Raw genomic sequence first — 16,098 nt, 5'->3', positions numbered from 1 at the left:
ATGTACCAATTCACCTACGCCGACGTTCAGAGCACCTCCGTCTCGGACGCCAAGGACCGTGAGCGCGAGCTTCTGACCCGCTCGATCGATATGCTGTCGGCGGCAGCGTTGGCAGGCCAGGATTCGATGGAGGCGGTGGAGGCGCTGAACTTCACCAACCGCGTCTGGACCATCTTCGTCGAAGACCTTGGCTCCAGCGACAATGCGCTTCCCAAGGAATTGCGCGCCAACCTGATTTCCATCGGCCTGTGGCTGCTGCGCGAGGCGGAGGATATCCGCCAGGGCCGCACCAACAATTTCGAAGGGCTGATCGAAGTGTCCCAGATCATCCGCGACGGCATTCAATGACCAACACGCTGAAGATATCGCTTAAGCCCAACGAGAAGATCTACATCAACGGCGCCGTCATCCGCGTCGACCGCAAGGTCACCGTCGAGCTGATGAACGACGTGCAGTTCCTGCTCGAAAGCCATGTGCTCCAGGCCGACCAGGCATCGACGCCGCTGAGGCAGCTCTATTTCATCGTGCAGGTCATGCTGATCAACCCGGCCGGCGCTGATGAGGCCCGCGAGATGTTCCGCCGCTCGCTGCCGCTGCTCATTGCAAGCTTCGAGGACGCTGATATCTGCAGCGCGCTGAAACAGATCGACCGCATGGTCGGCGAGGATCATATCTACGAGGCTTTGAAGGCGATCCGTTCGCTCTATCCTCTCGAACGCCGCGCGCTTGGCGGCAATGACGATGTTCCGGGCGCCGCGCGCCCGCTGGCCGTGGGAGCACGCTACTAATGACCGTGGACATGACGACGACGATACCGGTTGGCGCCAATTCGACGACCGCGTCGACCTCGAAGACAGCGGTCGACTACCAGTCCTTCCTGAAGCTTCTGATCGCCGAGATGAAGAACCAGGATCCAACCAAGCCGATGGATTCGACGGCGTATGTGGCCCAGCTCGCCACCTTCTCGCAGGTCGAGCAATCGGTGCAGACCAACACCAAGCTCGACCAGATCATGTCATCGTCGGCGCTGTCGCAGGCCGATGCGATTATCGGCCGCTCGATCACCTCGGCCGACGGCAAGACCACCGGAATAGTGGCTTCGGTGACGCTCGCCAGCAGCGGACTGATCGCGGTGCTGCAGGATGGCACCCAGGTCCCTGTTACCGCAGGCGTGTCGATCAAGCCGGCAAGCTAGGCCAACCTCCGACATGAACGAGGCCGACGCACTCGACATCGTCCAGTACGCGGTGTGGACGGTGCTGACCGCGTCCGCTCCGGTCGTGCTGGTCGCCATGGCGGTCGGCATCGGCATCGCCCTCATCCAGGCGCTGACGCAGATCCAGGAAATCACCTTGACCTTCGTGCCGAAGATCGTTGCCATCATGCTGGTGGTGGCGCTCACGGGCCCGTTCATCGGCGGCCAGATATCGGCCTTCACCAACGTCATCTTCCAGCGCATCCAGAACGGGTTCTGAACCCTTCGGAGGAAGCCTGCGGCGACTGCACTCCGGAGTTGCTGAAAACAACGGTCCGCTTGCGGCCGGCCCGGTTCCAGTTAGATTGCCGTGTGGCAACTCCCGGCCAGGCGATCATTTTGTCCCAATGGCTTCTCGCAGACCCCTGAACCAGCCCAGACCGGCCGGCGGACCATGTGCGGCATAGCCGGCGTCTGGCGCAAGCGGAACCCGATCACGGGCGGCGATCTCGCGGATGTCGGCCGTATGACGCAGGCACTGGCGCATCGCGGCCCCGACGATCATGCCACATGGAACGACAGCCGGCTGGCGCTCGGTCATCGGCGGCTCTCGATCATCGACCTGTCGGCGCAGGCGCGCGAGCCGATGCTCACCGCCTGTGGCCAGGGCGTGCTGGTCTACAATGGCGAGGTCTACAATTACCGGACGCTGCGCGAGACGCTTGAGGCCGAAGGCAGGCATTTCCGAACGGTTTCGGATGCAGAAGTGGTTCTCGAAGCCCTGCACCATTGGGGGCCGGACAAGGCCATCCCGCTGTTCGACGGCATGTTTTCCCTAGCCTATTTCGACATGCGGTCGAGCGCGCTCTGGCTTGCCCGCGATCGCCTCGGCATCAAGCCGATGTCAGTGGCCGAGACGAGTGAGCGAATTCTCTTCGCCTCCGAGGACAAGGCGATCCTTGCCTGTGACGGCGTTAGACGCGCCATCGATGCGCGCGAGATCACCTTGCGTCTTGCCTGGCAAAGCCGCGATTCCAGCGCCAGCCTGTTCGAGGGCATGGAGCGGCTGCCCTCGGCGGGTCTGTGGAAAATCACCGACGCCGGCATCGAGAAGCGCTGTTTCTGGCATGTCCTCGATGTGCTCGACGCCGCCCGCATCACCGGCGACACCGCCACCGACGCCGAGCACATGGCGACGCTGGAGGCGTTGATCCAGGACAGCGTCGGACTGCACTGCATTGCCGATACCAGCCTGGCCGCGGCGTGCAGCGGCGGCATCGATTCCGGTCTCGTCACGACGCTGGCGAAACGGTTCAGGCCGGAGATGACAGCCTATGTCGTCGATCCGCGCCTGGGCCACAGTGAAGCCGAAGACGCCGCACGCACCGCGCGCCATGCCGGCGTGCCGCTGAACAGGGTGCCCGTCGACAAGGACCGGTTCCTCGAACTCTGGCCAAGAACCATCTGGCATCTGGAGAGCGACGGCTGGCATGCAAGCCATGTCTGCTTGCTGGCGCTGGCTGAACAGTGCCGGGCCGACGGCATCAAGGTGCTGTTGACCGGCGAAGGCGCCGACGAGCTCTTTGGCGGCTACGACTGGCAGGAAGCCAGCATGCGGCCGTGGCGGCCGTGGTCATGGCCGCAACGGCTGTTTCGCTCCAAGACCCGGCTTGCCCGCAGGTTCGAGCGCCTGCGTCATGCCCCCTTCCGGACTTCGGTTGCGGGTGGCCATGGCTGGGACCGCAACATAGTGCTCAGGGCGCTGTCGCCGGAGCTGAATTTCCTTCAGACCAAGATCTTCGACCGGCTCGAGCCGGTCGCGTCACTCAGTGACCGTGCCTTCCTGGGATGCTGCCTGCACGACATGTACGCGCATCTGCAGGACCTGCTGAACAGGCATGACCGGCTCAGCATGGCGGCTTCGGTAGAGCTCAGAGTGCCGTTTCTCGAAAACCGGCTGATCGACTTCGCCATCCATCTGCCGAGGCGGCACAAGTACCGCCACAAGCAAGGAAAATGGCTGTTGAAGAAAGTCGCGGAAAAACACATTCCGCTTCAGAACGTGAATGCCCGCAAGAACGGCTTCCAGGTATCGAACAATTTCACCACGGGCACGGAGAGCCTACTGCGTGGCGGCTTGCTGCGCGACGCCATGAAGTGGCCGGCGGCTTCGCTCGAAGACCTGATCGACCTGGCAAAGCGGGACCAGCCGTCGCGGCTGCGGCTGGTCGGCATGGAGCTTTTCCTTCGCCTGCATGCCGGCGGTCAGACCACCAGCCACCTCACCGAAGCGCTGCACGCGGCGGTCAGGGACGCTCGCTGAGGCAAACGAACGGCATAGCCATTTCGCGGTGCCGATAGAGGCGTGGCCCCCTTCTATCCCCTTGTTGGACCATGATCTTTTTCGCATGACATTCGCCCTTTGCGGCGCGATGCCATAGTTTCGGCAAACGATGCGGAGAAACCGCAAGGATCAGCACGCCGTGGCAGGAACCCATCCATGATTGACGAGAAACCGGATAGCGAAGGCGTTTCGGCGCTGGCGCCGTTCCGGAATGGCATTTTCCGCGCCGTCTGGTCCGCAAGTCTCGTGTCCAATTTCGGTGGCCTGATCCAAGGCGTCGGCGCCGCCTGGATGATGACCACGATCGCCACCTCGCCCTATCAGGTCGCCCTGGTCCAGGCTTCGACCACCTTGCCGATCATGCTGTTCGCGCTTGTCGCCGGCGCCATCGCCGACAGCTTCGACCGGCGCAAGGTGATGCTGGTCGCGCAGACCTTCATGCTGGTCGTTTCGGTGCTTCTGACGGTGTTCACCTATTACAATTTGCTCACGCCATGGACGCTGCTTGCCTTCACCTTCCTGATCGACAGCGGCACGGCGCTGAACAGCCCCTCCTGGCAGGCGTCCGTCGGCGACATGGTTCCCCGCAACAAGGTGCCCGCGGCCGTGGCGCTGAACTCCCTGGGTTTCAACCTGACACGCAGCGTCGGTCCGGCGATCGGCGGCGTCATCGTCGCGGCCGCCGGTGCTGCGGCCGCCTTCGCGGCCAACGCCGTCAGCTATATCGGTCTCATCATCGTGATGGCGCGCTGGAAGCGCGACGTGCCGGTATCGACCTTGCCGCGCGAGTCGCTGGGCGCGGCCATGGGCGCCGGCCTGCGCTATGTCGCCATGTCGCCCAACATCGGCAAGGTGCTGGTCCGGGGTGCGGCCTTCGGCTTCAGCGCCGGCGCGGTGCTGGCACTCTTGCCGCTGGTGGCGCGCGACGTCGTCAAGGGCGACGCCTTGACCTACGGCATCATGCTTGGCGCCTTCGGCATCGGCGCCGTCGGCGGCGCGCTGATCAGCGTGCGGCTGCGGCAATTGCTCTCCAGCGAAACGATGGTGCGCTGTGCCTTCGCCGGCTTCGCCGTCTGCGCCTTCAATGCCGCGATCAGCCATCATGCCTGGCAGACCGCCCTCGGCCTGTTGGTCGGCGGCGCCTGCTGGGTGATCGCGCTGTCGCACTTCAACGTCACCGTACAGATGGCGACGCCACGCTGGGTGGTCGGCCGGGTGCTGTCGGTCTATCAGACCGCGACCTTCGGCGGCATCGCGCTGGGCAGCTGGATCTGGGGTGTCGTCGCCGACGCGCATGGCGCCGAGACCGCCCTGATCGCCGCCGCCATCGCCATGCTGGCCGGAGGCGCGATCGGCCTTGTCCTGCCGCTGCCGCAGCAGCAGGTGCTGAACCTCGACCCGCTCAACCGCTTCAAGGAACCGCATCTCGCGCTCGATCTGAAGCCGCGCAGCGGCCCCATCGCCATCATGATCGAATACATCATCCGCCACGAGGACGAGGCGGAATTCCTCGCCACCATGGCCGAGCGCGGCCGCATCCGCCGCCGCGACGGCGCCCGCAACTGGACGCTGGCGCGCGATCTCGAAAATCCCACAATATGGATCGAGCACTACCACACGCCGACCTGGCTCGAATATGTCAGGCACAATGGCCGCATCACCCATGCCGATGCCATGGTCGGTGATCGCTTGCGGGCGCTGCACAGCGGCGACGAGCCGCCGCGCGTGCGCCGCGTCATCGAGCGCCCGACCACCGCCGGCACTGCGCTGGTGATGGCCAAGGGGCCTATCGAGCACTGATCCGGTGGAACTGATATCAGTCGATCAGGCGGCGCTCTGGATCATGTAGAGCTTGCGCGTGGTCTCGCGGATGCGCCATTCGCCCTTCCATCCCTGCGGCAGCACGAGAAGGTCGCCCGGCCCCAACTCGCGCGTCTCGCCGTCTGCGCGGCTCACCTCCACCCGCCCCGAAATGATATGGCATATCTCCGACGAGCCCGTGCGGTCGGCGGTGAAGCGCCCGGGCGTGCACTCCCAGATGCCGATGTCGACGGTTCCGTCCGGCGACTGGAAGAACGAGCGCACGGCCTCGACCTGATCCCCTTCGATGCTGGTCGGCTTTGGTGAGAACGCGCCGATATCGGTCTTGGCGAGATCGTGGAAGGTCGAAAGGTCGATCAAATTGGACTCCATGGATCAGTGGCCCGTGATGCTGTCAGCGAGCGCCGCCAGTCTCGATGTATGCGCAAGCCCAGCGGCCTCGCGCCCGTCAGCGATGCGATAAAGCTGGTACATCGAATGCACGCCGAGCCAGCGAAACGGTTCCGGCTCCCATGGCCTGACCTTGCGGTTGACCCAAGGCAGCTTCGTAAGCTCGGTGTCCTGGCCAAGGATCAGGTCGGCAAGCGTGCGCCCCGCAAGATTGGAGCTCGACACGCCAAGCCCGACATAGCCGCCGGCCCAGCCGATACGGGTCGCGGGATCGAGCCCGACGGTCGTGCACCAGTCGCGCGGCACGCCGAGCACACCGCACCAGGCATGCTCGATGCGGCAGTTCGCCGTCTGCGGCAAGAGCGTCGTCAGGATCTGATGCAGCTGGTCGACCGTCGCCTGCTGCGTCTGCCCATTGACGTCGGTGCGCGAGCCGTAGCGATAGGGTACGCCGCGCCCCCCCATGGTGATGCGCCCCTCGCGCGTACGCTGGGCATAGCAATAGGCGTGGGCGGCGTTGCCGAGAAGCTCATGACCTTCCCAGCCGATGTCGCGCCAGAGCGCCTCCGACAGCGGCTCGGTGACGATCTGCGCGCTGTTGAGCGCCAGCCAGGTCCGCTCCTCGCCGGGGATGCCTGATGTAAAACCCTCCGTCGCGCGGATGATGGTTTCCGCCCGCACCGTGCCGCGGTTCGTCGTCAAGCTGCCCTTGGCGATGGACGTCACCGTCGTCTGTTCGTAGATCGCCACGCCCAACCGCTCAACGGCGGCGGCAAGCCCGCGCACCAGCTTGGCCGGCTGCACCCGTGCCTGGCCGTGGACGACGAAGCCACCCATGACATTGCGCACATTGATGCGTGCCCGCGTCGCCGCCTGATCCAGCATTTCGACGCGGTGCGGATCGACATCCCAGGCGCGGATCGTTTCGCACTCTTCGCGCGCGCGTTCGAGCTGCGCGGGGTTGGTGGCCACCGTCAGGTTGTCGACGCGGCGGATATCGGCATCGATCCCTTCCTCCGTCGCCACCCGGATCACCTCGTCGACACAGCCAGCCATCGCCGCCTGCATGGCGCTCACCCCTTGCCGAGTCGAGGTCTTGAGATATTTTTCACGCGACCAGCTGAAACCACCCGACAGCCAGCCGCCATTGCGGCCCGAAGCACCGAAGCCGGCAAACTCACGCTCGATCAGCGCGATGCGCAGCGAAGGCCTTGCCTTCTTCAGATAGTAGGCGGTCCACAGCCCGGTATAACCGGCACCGACGATCGCGACATCGGCTTCGATATCGCCGGGCAAGAATGGCCGGGGCGCGGGAACTCCGCCTATATCCGCATACCAGAACGATATGTCGCCGTTGCGTTTGGCTTGCATGGGATGACTTTCAGGAAGAGCAATTCCAGGAAAAGTGTGAAACGGTTTTCCGTCCGGGATTGCGTTAAAACAAAGAGATGGATCAGGTCAGCGTCGCGTCGGCCGAGCTGTCATCGGCCAGAAGCTTGGCGTCGGCACCGTCGAAGCAAAGCTCCACCTTGTCGCCAAGGCCAAAACTGTCGCCGGTCAGCGGCGAGCGCACGACCGCCGTGGAGCCGTCGCCGAGCCTGACTTCGTACTTCGATCCGGAGCCGAGATAGATGGCTTCCGCGATCGTGCCCGGCAGCCGGTTGGTGGTGCCTACAGCACTCTGGCCGGGCCTGCGGATGGCGAGTTTTTCGGGACGCAGCAGCATGACCGGACGGGCTTCGCCGGCGATCCGCCGCGGCGCCGTCACCGTCTCGCCGGCGATGGTGAGCGCCGTGCTCGCGCCGTCGCTTCGCGCCTCGCCGCGCAGCACCGTGGAGTCGCCGATGAAACGGCCGACGAACAGCGTCGCGGGTTCATCGTACAGCTCACGGCCGGTGCCGACCTGCTCGATCCGCCCGCGATTGAACACCGCGATGCGATCCGACAGAACCAGCGCCTCCTCCTGGTCGTGCGTCACATAGACGAAGGTGGTTCCGAGCTCGCGATGGATGCGCTTAATCTCGAGCTGGAGCCATTCGCGCAGCTTCTTGTCGAGCGCGCCGAGCGGCTCATCCATCAGCAACAGCGGCGGGTCGAAGACGATGGCGCGGGCCAGCGCCACGCGCTGCTGCTGGCCGCCCGACAGTTCGCTGGGATAACGATGCGCGAAATCGCCCATCTTGACCATGTCGAGCGCCCTTGCGACGCGCGCCTTTCGCTCTGCCTGATCGACGCCGCGTAGCGTCAGCGGATAGGCGACGTTGCGGCCGACGCTCATGTGCGGGAAAAGCGCGTAGTGCTGGAAGACGACGCCGATGTTGCGCTTGTGCGCCGGCACGCCGACGACGTTCTTGCCGCCGACCAGCAGCTTGCCGCTCGTCAGGTCGGTGAAGCCGGCCACGACGTTGAGCGTCGTGGTCTTGCCGGAGCCGCTCGGGCCGAGCAGCGTCATGAACTCGCCGGGCTCGATCCGCAGCGAAACGCCGTCCAGCGCCTTGAAGCCGCCATAGGCCTTGCTGATCGATTCGAGATCGATCGCCGCGCCCTTGCTCTCCTGTGCCTGCTTCATTGGCGTCCTTTCCGCTCGCGACCAAGAAGAAGCATGCCGCCGCCGATCAGTATCGTCGTAGCGAAAAGCAGGATCGTGCCGACGGCGGCAACCGTCGGGTCGGCGTCGCGGGTGATCGAGGAGAATATCTGCACGGGCAAGGTCTTGAGATAGGGGTTGGTGATGAACAGCGACACGACGATCTCGTCGAAGGAAGTGGCGAAGGCGAAGAGCAGACCGGACAGCATGCCGGGCAGGATCAGCGGCAGCGTCACCGTGCGGAACGTGGTCAGCGCTCCCGCGCCGAGGCTCGCCGCCGCCGTCTCGAGGCGCCTGTCGAAGACTTCGAGGCTAGCCGAGACCGCAATCAGCACGAAGGGAAGCGCAAGGACGGTGTGGGCAAGCACGAAGCCCAGCAGCGTGCCGACGAGATGGGTGTCGAGATAGACGGCATAGATGCCGATAGCGAGCACCACGCCCGGCACCACCATCGGCGTCAGCATCAGCATCCGCAACAGGCTGGCCGGCCCGGCCTTCATACGGTCAAGGCCGAAAGCCGCGAGCGTGCCAAGCACCGTTGCCAGCACCGCCACGATCGAGGCGACCTTGAGCGAATTGAGGAAGCTGTTCGACCAGTCCGGATTGGTGGCGAAGTTCTGGTACCACTGCCAGGAGAAGCCCTGCGGCGGAAACGCCAGCGACTTGTTCTCGTTGAACGACATCGGCACCACGACCAGCGTCGGCGCCACCAGCCATATCGCCACCAGCAGACAGACCAGGCCCAAAACCAAGCGTGTGAGCGGCTTCATCTCCATCAGCGCCGCTCCGCTTCGCGGTACCTGGAGCGCATCACCGGCGCCGCCAGCGCCAGGAGCACGAAGGTTGCGACGAGCAGCACCACGCCCATCGCGCCGCCGCGGCCCCATTGCAGCAGGCTGAGCACCTGGGTCTGCACCAGCGTCGACAGCATGGTGGAACGCGGACCGCCGAGCAAAGCGGGGGTGATATAGAAGCCCAGCGCCAGGATGAAGACGATGATCGCGCCGGCATAGACCCCCGGCAGGGACAGCGGCAGATAGACGGTGAAGAAGGCGCGGGACGGTCGCGCGCCAAGGCTTTGCGCCGCGCGCATCAACCTGAGATCAATGCCTTTCATGACCGAATAGAGCGGCAGGATCATGAACGGCAAAAGCACCTGCGCCATGCCGATCACCACGCCGGTCTGGGTTCGGATCAACTTGACCCCACTGAACCCGGCCGCGCGCAGCAGCGAATTGATGACGCCCGAATCCTGCAGCAGGATCACCCAGGACAGAGTGCGAACCACCCCGCTCACCCAGAACGGGATCAGCACGCAAAGCACCAGCACCAACCGGACGCGCGGACCGACCGCCGTCATCAGATAGGCGTAGGGGTAGGCCGCGATCACGCAGACCAGCGTGACCCAGGCCGAGATCGCGAAGGTCCGCTGGAGCACGGTGAGGTTGGCCGGGGCGCCGAAGAACCAGGCATAGTTCTGCACGCCCCATTCCGGCTCCGACAGGCTGCGCAGCACGATGGTGAACAGCGGATAGCCGATCACCGCGACGAGCAGGATCAGCGCCGGCGCCGTGAGCGCGAACGGCCGCCATGCCCGTCCCGGCCGCGCATCGGCGGCGGGTTGGGTTGGAAGCTCGGACGCGCTCACGATCTGCCTCTCGTTCGCCGGTTCAGTTGCCGGCCATCAGCGCCGACCACTTCTCCTGCGCCACCGCGAAGTTCGGAACCCAGAACTTGAAGTTCTGCTTGTAGCCCTGCTTCTGGCGATCCGGAGTATTGGTCAGGAAGGCGGCGACGGAAGCGTCGACCTTGGGCTGCGCGTCGCTGTTGATCGGCGTGTAGGATGTCTTCTCCGCCAGGACCTCCTGAGCGTGCTTGCCGAGATAGGCATTGAGCAGCGCGTAGGACGCGTCCGTATCCTTGACGCCGACGGGGATCGTCATCTGGTCCATCACCACCAGCCAGTCCTGCCAGGCCGGCGCGTATTTGGCGCCGTTCTTGACCGCGGTCATGGCGCGACCCGTCCACATCATCAGCATGTCGGCCTCGCCGGATTCCGCCAGCTGCTGCGATTCAGCGCCCGTCTTCCAGAAAATGGTATCGGGGCCGAGCTTGCGGACCACATCGATAGCCTTGTCGATATCGGCCACCGTCATCGCCTTCGGGTCGCCGCCGGCAACCTTGAACGCCTGTTCCAGCAAGCCGCCCGTCGGGCTGCCGGAGCCGTCGATCCCGCGCACGCCCGGGAACTTTGCCGTATCGAAGAAGTCGGCCCAGCTCTTGGGCGGATTATCCTTGTACTTTTCCTTGTTGTACATCAGCACGACGCCGTAGTTCATCGCCGGCACCGAGCACTCGCCGACCTGGCCTTCCGGGATCTTCGAGACGTCGAGCTTCGTCAGATCCAGCTTCTGGAACAGCTTGCCGCAATAGACGTAAGGCGGCAGGTCGTCGGTGTCGACGACGTCCCAGGCTACATTGCCGGACTCGACCTGCGCCTGCAGCTTGGCGATCTCGGTCGGTCCGTCATTGAGCAGCTTGACGCCGGACTTGTCGACGAACTCCTTCAGCGCGGCCGCCTGGCCGTCCTGGTAGATGCCGCCATAAGAGACGAACGTCAGCGTCTTGCCCTTGAGCGACCCTTCCTTGACCTCGCCTGCGACCGGCTTCTCCTGCGCGAACGCCGCGGTTGCCAGCACGCCAAGCGCCATCACGGCGCTGAGATACAAAGCTTTCGTTTTCTGCATGATTGTCATTCTCCCATTGATGCCCGCATTGGATTGGACCTACCTGGCCGCGAGCGGTTTCCAGGCCGTGTATTGATCGAGTTCGGCGCGCACCGAGGTCGGCGGCGCGATGATCCACATCACTTCGGCTCGGCCACTGCCGATGTTCTCTGAGCGATGCGGTGTCGACGTCGTGTATTCGATGCTGTCGCCCTCCTCGAGCACGTGGCGCGCCTCGCCGAGCGAGACCTCGACGATGCCGCGCAGCACGACGAGCATCTCGTGCGCGTCGCCATGGGTGTAGCGATCGGGCCCGGTCGAACCGCCAATGTCGAATTCCCCGACATAGACTTCCATGTCGCTGAGCGGCGGGCGCGACAACAGCATCTTGCGGCAGCCGTCGCTGGGCGGCAGGCTCGGCCGCTCGCTTCGTCTCAGAACGCCATGGTTTTGCGCTGTGCTTTCCTCGAACAGCATGGCGACGCTGACGCCGAGCGCCGAAGCCATCTGGTTGAGCGAGGCGGTGCTGGCGCCGGTCAGGCCACGTTCAAGCTGGCTGATGAAACTGGCGCTCGTCCCGGTCGCTTCCGCAAGCTCCCGCAAGGACAGCCTGCGGGCGAGGCGAAGGCTCTTGAGCCGCATGCCGAGCACCTGATGGGCATGGGTCGCGACCGGTGCGTCGCCCGTCTTTACCGAAGCCTTGTCGGACCCCTTGCTCATGCGGTCTTCCACCTCACTTAACATCTTGTACAGTGCCACTGTACAATTGACAAGCCGCACATGACGCCAGGAGCGCACCAATATCTGGGCCAGGCTTGCTCAAATCGGAGGGTATGTCCGCGGAAGGAGGACGTGCCTAACCGCCGACAAGGAGATGCCTACCCCTCGCCCGACAGGTCCCGGCGCGCCTTTTCGAGCTCCTCGGCGTAGCGCCGCATCAGATGACCCTCGGTCAGCAGTCCGAGCACGATGTGGTCGGTGAAATCCTCGACCACCGCCAGTTCCTCGGCGCCGGCGCGCTGGAACGTCTCGGCGGCGGTCTGCACGTTCATGCTCGGCACCAGGACCGCATCCTTGTACTGCGCCAGATCGCGCACCGGCACCTCGCCGCCGGCGGGATCGCTGTGCAGTTCGGCGACGATCAGCACGCCGACATACTGATCGCCCGGATCGACGGCGATGACGCGCTGGGCGGAGCCGAGCGGGATCTGCCTGCGGAAGTCAGCCAGCGACGTCGAGGCATCGATGGTCTTGATGTCCTTGCGCATCATCGAGCCGACGGTGAGGCTGCGCATCCAGCCGACATCGTGGGCGCTGCGGATCGTCTCGCCGCGCAAATGGAAGCGCCATGTCGAGAACGAATAGCCGAACGTTTCGCGCACCAGGATCGCCGCCATGATCGAGGCGGCCAGAACGACGCCGGTCAGCGTCAGGTCGCGTGTCGATTCCAGTGCCAGGAAGGTCATGGTCAGCGGGCCGCCGACGACACCGACGGCAAGCGAGGTCATGCCAACGACGGCGGCGACGGAGGGGTCGATGCCGGTCGCCGGCGAGACCAGCGCCATCACGCCGGCGAATGCCTTGCCGAGCAGCGCGCCGAGGAACAGCGAAGCGAAGAACAAGCCGCCGCGAAAACCGGAGCCGAGCGAGATGGCCGACGCCGCCAGCTTGAGCAGGAAGACACTCGCGACAACAGCCAGCCCGTAGTTCATGGCGAATTCGCGATGCAGCGCGCCATGGCCGCTGGACAGCACCTGCGGCGTGATCAGCCCCAAGAGGCCAACGATGACGCCGCCGATGACCGGACGCAGCGAGGCATCGATCGACAGCCTGTTGAAACCGCGTTCGATCAGCGTCACCAACTGCATGATGGCGATCGAAGCCGCACCGCCCAGCAGCCCGAGCAGCAGGAAGGGCACATACTGGCTGGGCGTCAGCGCCGGCAGCCCTGAGAGCTCCAGCGGAAACGGCACGCCGCCGAACATCTCCGCCGTCAGCGAGGCCGAGATCGCCGCCGTCATCACAGGCGCGACATTGGCGACCGAGTAGATGCCGATGACCAGTTCGAAACCGTAGAAGGCGCCGGTCAGCGGCGCATCGAAGGCGGCGGCGATAGCGCCGGCCGCACCGCAGCCGACCAGGATGCGGACATCGTTGCGGCGCAGCCTGAAGATGCGCGCCAGGCGCGATGCCAGGCCGGATCCGACCTGCGTGTAGCCGGCTTCCAGTCCGACCGAGGCGCCGAAGCCGCTGGAGATCATCGTCTGGCCGACGATGATGAAGGTGTCGGTCAGCGACATGCGCCCGCCATAGAGCGCATTGGCTTCGATCGGATCGACCGGGGTGCGGAATTTACGCAACCGCAGCCAGATTACGCTGAGCCCGAGCAAGGCGCCGCCGATCGCCGGTATCAGCGCCTGCATCGGATTGGCGAGCGAGAACATGCCGGAAAGCCGGCCGCCTGGCTGAACGCCGAACAGCAGACCGTGCAGGTCCTGCACGATCTGGCTCATCGCGGTAACCAATATGCCCGCCATGACCCCGACGACGCCCGCCAGGATGACCACGGCGATGCCGCGCGCCTCGAGCAGAGGAATTGATCTCAAAAGCACCGCGCGCAGCCGGCGGGCGTAGACTTGTGGTTGGTTTCTGGAAAGCACCGGGGCGGCTCGCCGATATTAAAAGGGATTTGGAAGGCTGATACGCCTGGGGATACCGCATGGCAACCGCGATACCGGCTACCCCTGTGAGGATCGTTTTCGAACGGCTTAGAGGCTTCTTTTGGTCAATCCCCGAGCTCGCTCACGAAATCGACGCAACGCCTGAAAAGTGGTATTTTAGCCCGTCTTCATTTCCCTCAAGGAGGAGAACATGAGTGCGCGGGGGTTTTTTTCGTCAGCTGTTTGCGCGATTTTTTTGAGCTCGTCTGCAATGAGCAGCTCAAGCCTGGATATGCCAGTTAGGCAGGATATTTCATACTCGATGTCTCTTTTGCTCGGTGGCAATACGGAACAACAGAGCCGGCCGACAGAAGGATTTCTTCAGCTTGCGCAGCAGGACGTTTGCTGTCCTGGCGGTTATCCCTGGTACCGTAATTCAACGAACATGTGTTACGGCAGCTACGAAGATTGCCACGATACCGATGGCGGAGGTTGGTCCTGCAGACAGGTCAACGCCTGCTAGGCCTTCTCAGCTAGCCGATCGAGAGGCAATTGCTTCTGCCGTCAGTCCGGTATGGTCAGCGGCCCGCAATCGTCGTCGGCGATGAACGTCGCCAGGAGTTCGGCGGGCTCGGTGGCGCTGGCATTCTCGGCGAAGAGATGGACCGTGCCGGGCGGCTCGAACCAGGTCTGTCCCCCGGTATAGACGGCGACCGGGCCGCCTTCGAGCTGCGAGCGTAGCGTACCCGTCAAGACGAAGGCGCTGACCGAGCCCGGATGCCGGTGGCGAGGCGTATAGGCATTCGGCGGGAATGCTACGATCGCCGTGGTGATCGACTTGCCCGGTACGTTGGGCAGCTTTTCGCAGGAGATCGGCGTGACGACCGTCTTCGCCCGTGCTCCGGCGGCACCATCTCCATCGGTGTTTGCCATCTGCATGTGCGTTTCCATGCCATCAGGCACGGTGCCAATGAAACCCGGGCCGGCCCACTTTGCCGCGAGCGCGAACAGAACCCCGACAGCGCTGATGGCGATAAGAGATTGGCCGGTGCGCAAACGAGCTTGATTGCCGAGCATATCGATGTCTCCGATTCAGGCAGGCAAGCGGAAATCGGCGCGCCAGCCCAGTTCCTCGACCGCCTTTTGTGTCGAGACCGCCTGGTTGGGTTCCGCTACGTTGAAGATGCCGGGTGGACCCTTGTCGAGCGCGAGCAGCGCGGCATAGGCAGCCGCATCGACATGCACCGGTGATGCGCCTGCGGCCGTATCGGTTCCCGTCCCCGGTCCATAGAGCTGGCCGTATCGCAGGACCACACCCTCGAATGGTGCGTTGAGCACGGCCTTTTCCAAGGCGATGACACCGCCAACGCTGATGCCGCGATTGCCGCTGGCACCGCCGTCCAGGGGGTCGGTTTCGCCATGCGGCTCCGGGCCCGGCGCATAGGCCCAGGCGATGCTTTGCGCGACCATGCGCCGGACACCGGACGCGACGGTGGCCGCGACCAGATTGCGCGTGCCTTCGTCGCGGATACGGGCATTGCGCTCAATGGCCTCGCCCATCCGGCTCGGATCCAGCCCTGGCGGCAGGTCGGTCAGTTGATGGACGACAACATCAGGCTTGGCGGCAAGCATCGCACGCGACAGGGTCTCGGCATCGAAGACATCCACGACCACCGGCTCGACGCCGAGGGCGCGCAATGCTGCGGCCTTGTCCGCATTGCGCGTGGTGCCCGTCACCTGATGATCTGCGGCCAGGAGCTGCGGGATCAGCCGCTGCCCGATGGCGCCCGAGGCGCCGGCAAGAAAAATTCGATGACCCATCGTCATCAACTCCACATCGTCGTAATATCAGTACACGAACAACATATAAGAGCTCTGATATTATGCGCAAGCCCAATCAGCGTCCGTCGATTCCGGCTCCCGGCGAAGGCAAACGCGGCGAGGAAGGCTATCTCGGCTATCTCCTGCGGCAGGCGGCCGGCGCGCATCGGCTCAGGATGGACAGGGCGCTGGGCGATCTCGGCGTGACGCAGCCGCAATTTGTCACGCTGACCATGCTTGCCGCCTATCCCGGCCTCTCCAATGCCGATCTTGCCCGGCTGGCCCTGCTCACCCCGCAAACGCTCAGCGTCATCGTCGCCAATCTCGAACGGGCAGGTTCGCTGGTGCGCAAGCCGCATGCCGTCCATGGCCGCATCCAGCACATCGATCTCAGCGACAGCGGTCGCTCACTGCTGCGCGCCTGCCGCGAGCGCGTGCAAGCCATCGAGAGTGAGCTGACGGCGGGCCTGTCGGCCGCGGAAGAACGCGCCGTCAGGCGTTGGCTGGTCGGCGTCGCCACCACAGCGGAGTCCTGATTGTTTGCCGGTTTCCGA

At 64.4% G+C, this 16,098-nt stretch carries 17 protein-coding genes; 7 read left to right on the top strand and 10 right to left on the bottom strand.

The genetic code is table 11. The annotated features are described in order from the left end of the window. The 6 genes from flaF (at position 1) to AC1D05_RS15955 (ending at position 5,339) form a co-directional block, all read left to right on the top strand. Positions 1-348, top strand: coding sequence for a flagellar biosynthesis regulator FlaF (flaF, locus tag AC1D05_RS15980; RefSeq protein WP_477441937.1), 348 nt, complete (start codon positions 1-3; stop codon positions 346-348). Then, complete coding sequence (gene flbT / locus AC1D05_RS15975; RefSeq protein WP_475457849.1) at positions 345-788, top strand: flagellar biosynthesis repressor FlbT; 444 nt, start codon at positions 345-347, stop codon at positions 786-788. Before flaF ends, flbT begins: the two co-directional genes overlap by 4 nt. Further along, entirely contained in the window at positions 788-1,195 is a 408-nt protein-coding gene (flgD, locus tag AC1D05_RS15970; RefSeq protein WP_477441935.1) for a flagellar hook assembly protein FlgD, read from the top strand. Before flbT ends, flgD begins: the two co-directional genes overlap by 1 nt. 13 nt (positions 1,196-1,208) lie before the next feature. After that, positions 1,209-1,475, top strand: a complete 267-nt coding sequence (gene fliQ / locus AC1D05_RS15965; protein ID WP_010911298.1) for a flagellar biosynthesis protein FliQ — start codon at positions 1,209-1,211, stop codon at positions 1,473-1,475. 174 nt (positions 1,476-1,649) lie between these two features. After that, positions 1,650-3,518, top strand: a complete 1,869-nt coding sequence (gene asnB, locus AC1D05_RS15960) for an asparagine synthase (glutamine-hydrolyzing) (RefSeq protein ID WP_477441933.1) — start codon at positions 1,650-1,652, stop codon at positions 3,516-3,518. A 177-nt stretch (positions 3,519-3,695) separates the two neighbouring features. Beyond that, positions 3,696-5,339 carry an MFS transporter gene (locus AC1D05_RS15955; protein WP_477441932.1) on the top strand — a complete coding sequence of 548 codons (1,644 nt, stop codon included), beginning with the start codon at positions 3,696-3,698 and terminating at the stop codon, positions 5,337-5,339. Positions 5,340-5,363: 24 nt separating this feature from the next. Here the strand turns inward: AC1D05_RS15955 and AC1D05_RS15950 are convergent, their stop codons facing one another. From AC1D05_RS15950 to AC1D05_RS15905, 10 genes are all read right to left on the bottom strand, one after another. Continuing rightward, positions 5,364-5,732, bottom strand: coding sequence for a cupin domain-containing protein (locus AC1D05_RS15950; RefSeq protein ID WP_477441930.1), 369 nt, complete (start codon positions 5,730-5,732; stop codon positions 5,364-5,366). A 3-nt stretch (positions 5,733-5,735) separates the two neighbouring features. Beyond that, the gene (locus tag AC1D05_RS15945) at positions 5,736-7,121 is read right to left on the bottom strand and encodes an NAD(P)/FAD-dependent oxidoreductase (RefSeq protein WP_477441928.1); all 1,386 of its coding nucleotides are present in this window, start codon (positions 7,119-7,121) and stop codon (positions 5,736-5,738) included. Positions 7,122-7,203: 82 nt separating this feature from the next. Continuing rightward, entirely contained in the window at positions 7,204-8,319 is a 1,116-nt protein-coding gene (locus AC1D05_RS15940) for an ABC transporter ATP-binding protein (RefSeq protein ID WP_477441926.1), read from the bottom strand. Then, on the bottom strand, positions 8,316-9,113 hold the full coding sequence (locus AC1D05_RS15935) for an ABC transporter permease (RefSeq protein ID WP_477441924.1): 798 nt from the start codon (positions 9,111-9,113) through the stop codon (positions 8,316-8,318). Before AC1D05_RS15935 ends, AC1D05_RS15940 begins: the two co-directional genes overlap by 4 nt. After that, entirely contained in the window at positions 9,113-9,985 is an 873-nt protein-coding gene (locus AC1D05_RS15930) for an ABC transporter permease (RefSeq protein WP_477441923.1), read from the bottom strand. The genes AC1D05_RS15935 and AC1D05_RS15930 overlap by 1 nt, the downstream gene beginning before the upstream one ends. A gap of 22 nt (positions 9,986-10,007) precedes the next feature. Then, complete coding sequence (locus AC1D05_RS15925) at positions 10,008-11,084, bottom strand: extracellular solute-binding protein (RefSeq protein WP_477441921.1); 1,077 nt, start codon at positions 11,082-11,084, stop codon at positions 10,008-10,010. Between the two features lie 39 nt (positions 11,085-11,123). Then, the gene (locus tag AC1D05_RS15920) at positions 11,124-11,783 is read right to left on the bottom strand and encodes a helix-turn-helix domain-containing protein (protein WP_477441919.1); all 660 of its coding nucleotides are present in this window, start codon (positions 11,781-11,783) and stop codon (positions 11,124-11,126) included. Positions 11,784-11,941: 158 nt separating this feature from the next. Then, a complete protein-coding gene (locus AC1D05_RS15915; protein ID WP_477441918.1) occupies positions 11,942-13,723 on the bottom strand; it encodes a chloride channel protein in 1,782 nt (593 codons plus the stop codon). A 564-nt stretch (positions 13,724-14,287) separates the two neighbouring features. Further along, on the bottom strand, positions 14,288-14,800 hold the full coding sequence (locus AC1D05_RS15910) for a cupin domain-containing protein (protein ID WP_477441916.1): 513 nt from the start codon (positions 14,798-14,800) through the stop codon (positions 14,288-14,290). Between the two features lie 15 nt (positions 14,801-14,815). Beyond that, a complete protein-coding gene (locus AC1D05_RS15905; RefSeq protein ID WP_477441915.1) occupies positions 14,816-15,544 on the bottom strand; it encodes an NAD-dependent epimerase/dehydratase family protein in 729 nt (242 codons plus the stop codon). Between the two features lie 62 nt (positions 15,545-15,606). On the opposite strand from AC1D05_RS15905, the gene AC1D05_RS15900 reads away from it, so the two are divergent. Continuing rightward, complete coding sequence (locus AC1D05_RS15900) at positions 15,607-16,080, top strand: MarR family winged helix-turn-helix transcriptional regulator (RefSeq protein WP_477441913.1); 474 nt, start codon at positions 15,607-15,609, stop codon at positions 16,078-16,080. The last annotated feature ends 18 nt before the right edge of the window (positions 16,081-16,098 follow it).

The organism is Mesorhizobium sp. P2_E9 (assembly GCF_056403815.1).
The sequence above is the reverse complement of the archived record's forward strand: the minus strand, read 5'-3'. Positions and strand labels throughout refer to the sequence as shown.

What these genes read in the sequence shown, in the direction of transcription:
- flaF (WP_477441937.1), top strand. Translation starts at nt 1, where the DNA reads ATGTACCAATTCACCTACGCCGACGTTCAGAGCACCTCCGTCTCGGAC.
- flbT (WP_475457849.1), top strand. Translation starts at nt 345, where the DNA reads ATGACCAACACGCTGAAGATATCGCTTAAGCCCAACGAGAAGATCTAC.
- flgD (WP_477441935.1), top strand. Translation starts at nt 788, where the DNA reads ATGACCGTGGACATGACGACGACGATACCGGTTGGCGCCAATTCGACG.
- fliQ (WP_010911298.1), top strand. Translation starts at nt 1,209, where the DNA reads ATGAACGAGGCCGACGCACTCGACATCGTCCAGTACGCGGTGTGGACG.
- asnB (WP_477441933.1), top strand. Translation starts at nt 1,650, where the DNA reads ATGTGCGGCATAGCCGGCGTCTGGCGCAAGCGGAACCCGATCACGGGC.
- AC1D05_RS15955 (WP_477441932.1), top strand. Translation starts at nt 3,696, where the DNA reads ATGATTGACGAGAAACCGGATAGCGAAGGCGTTTCGGCGCTGGCGCCG.
- AC1D05_RS15950 (WP_477441930.1), bottom strand. Translation starts at nt 5,732, where the DNA reads ATGGAGTCCAATTTGATCGACCTTTCGACCTTCCACGATCTCGCCAAG.
- AC1D05_RS15945 (WP_477441928.1), bottom strand. Translation starts at nt 7,121, where the DNA reads ATGCAAGCCAAACGCAACGGCGACATATCGTTCTGGTATGCGGATATA.
- AC1D05_RS15940 (WP_477441926.1), bottom strand. Translation starts at nt 8,319, where the DNA reads ATGAAGCAGGCACAGGAGAGCAAGGGCGCGGCGATCGATCTCGAATCG.
- AC1D05_RS15935 (WP_477441924.1), bottom strand. Translation starts at nt 9,113, where the DNA reads ATGGAGATGAAGCCGCTCACACGCTTGGTTTTGGGCCTGGTCTGTCTG.
- AC1D05_RS15925 (WP_477441921.1), bottom strand. Translation starts at nt 11,084, where the DNA reads ATGCAGAAAACGAAAGCTTTGTATCTCAGCGCCGTGATGGCGCTTGGC.
- AC1D05_RS15920 (WP_477441919.1), bottom strand. Translation starts at nt 11,783, where the DNA reads ATGAGCAAGGGGTCCGACAAGGCTTCGGTAAAGACGGGCGACGCACCG.
- AC1D05_RS15910 (WP_477441916.1), bottom strand. Translation starts at nt 14,800, where the DNA reads ATGCTCGGCAATCAAGCTCGTTTGCGCACCGGCCAATCTCTTATCGCC.
- AC1D05_RS15905 (WP_477441915.1), bottom strand. Translation starts at nt 15,544, where the DNA reads ATGGGTCATCGAATTTTTCTTGCCGGCGCCTCGGGCGCCATCGGGCAG.
- AC1D05_RS15900 (WP_477441913.1), top strand. Translation starts at nt 15,607, where the DNA reads ATGCGCAAGCCCAATCAGCGTCCGTCGATTCCGGCTCCCGGCGAAGGC.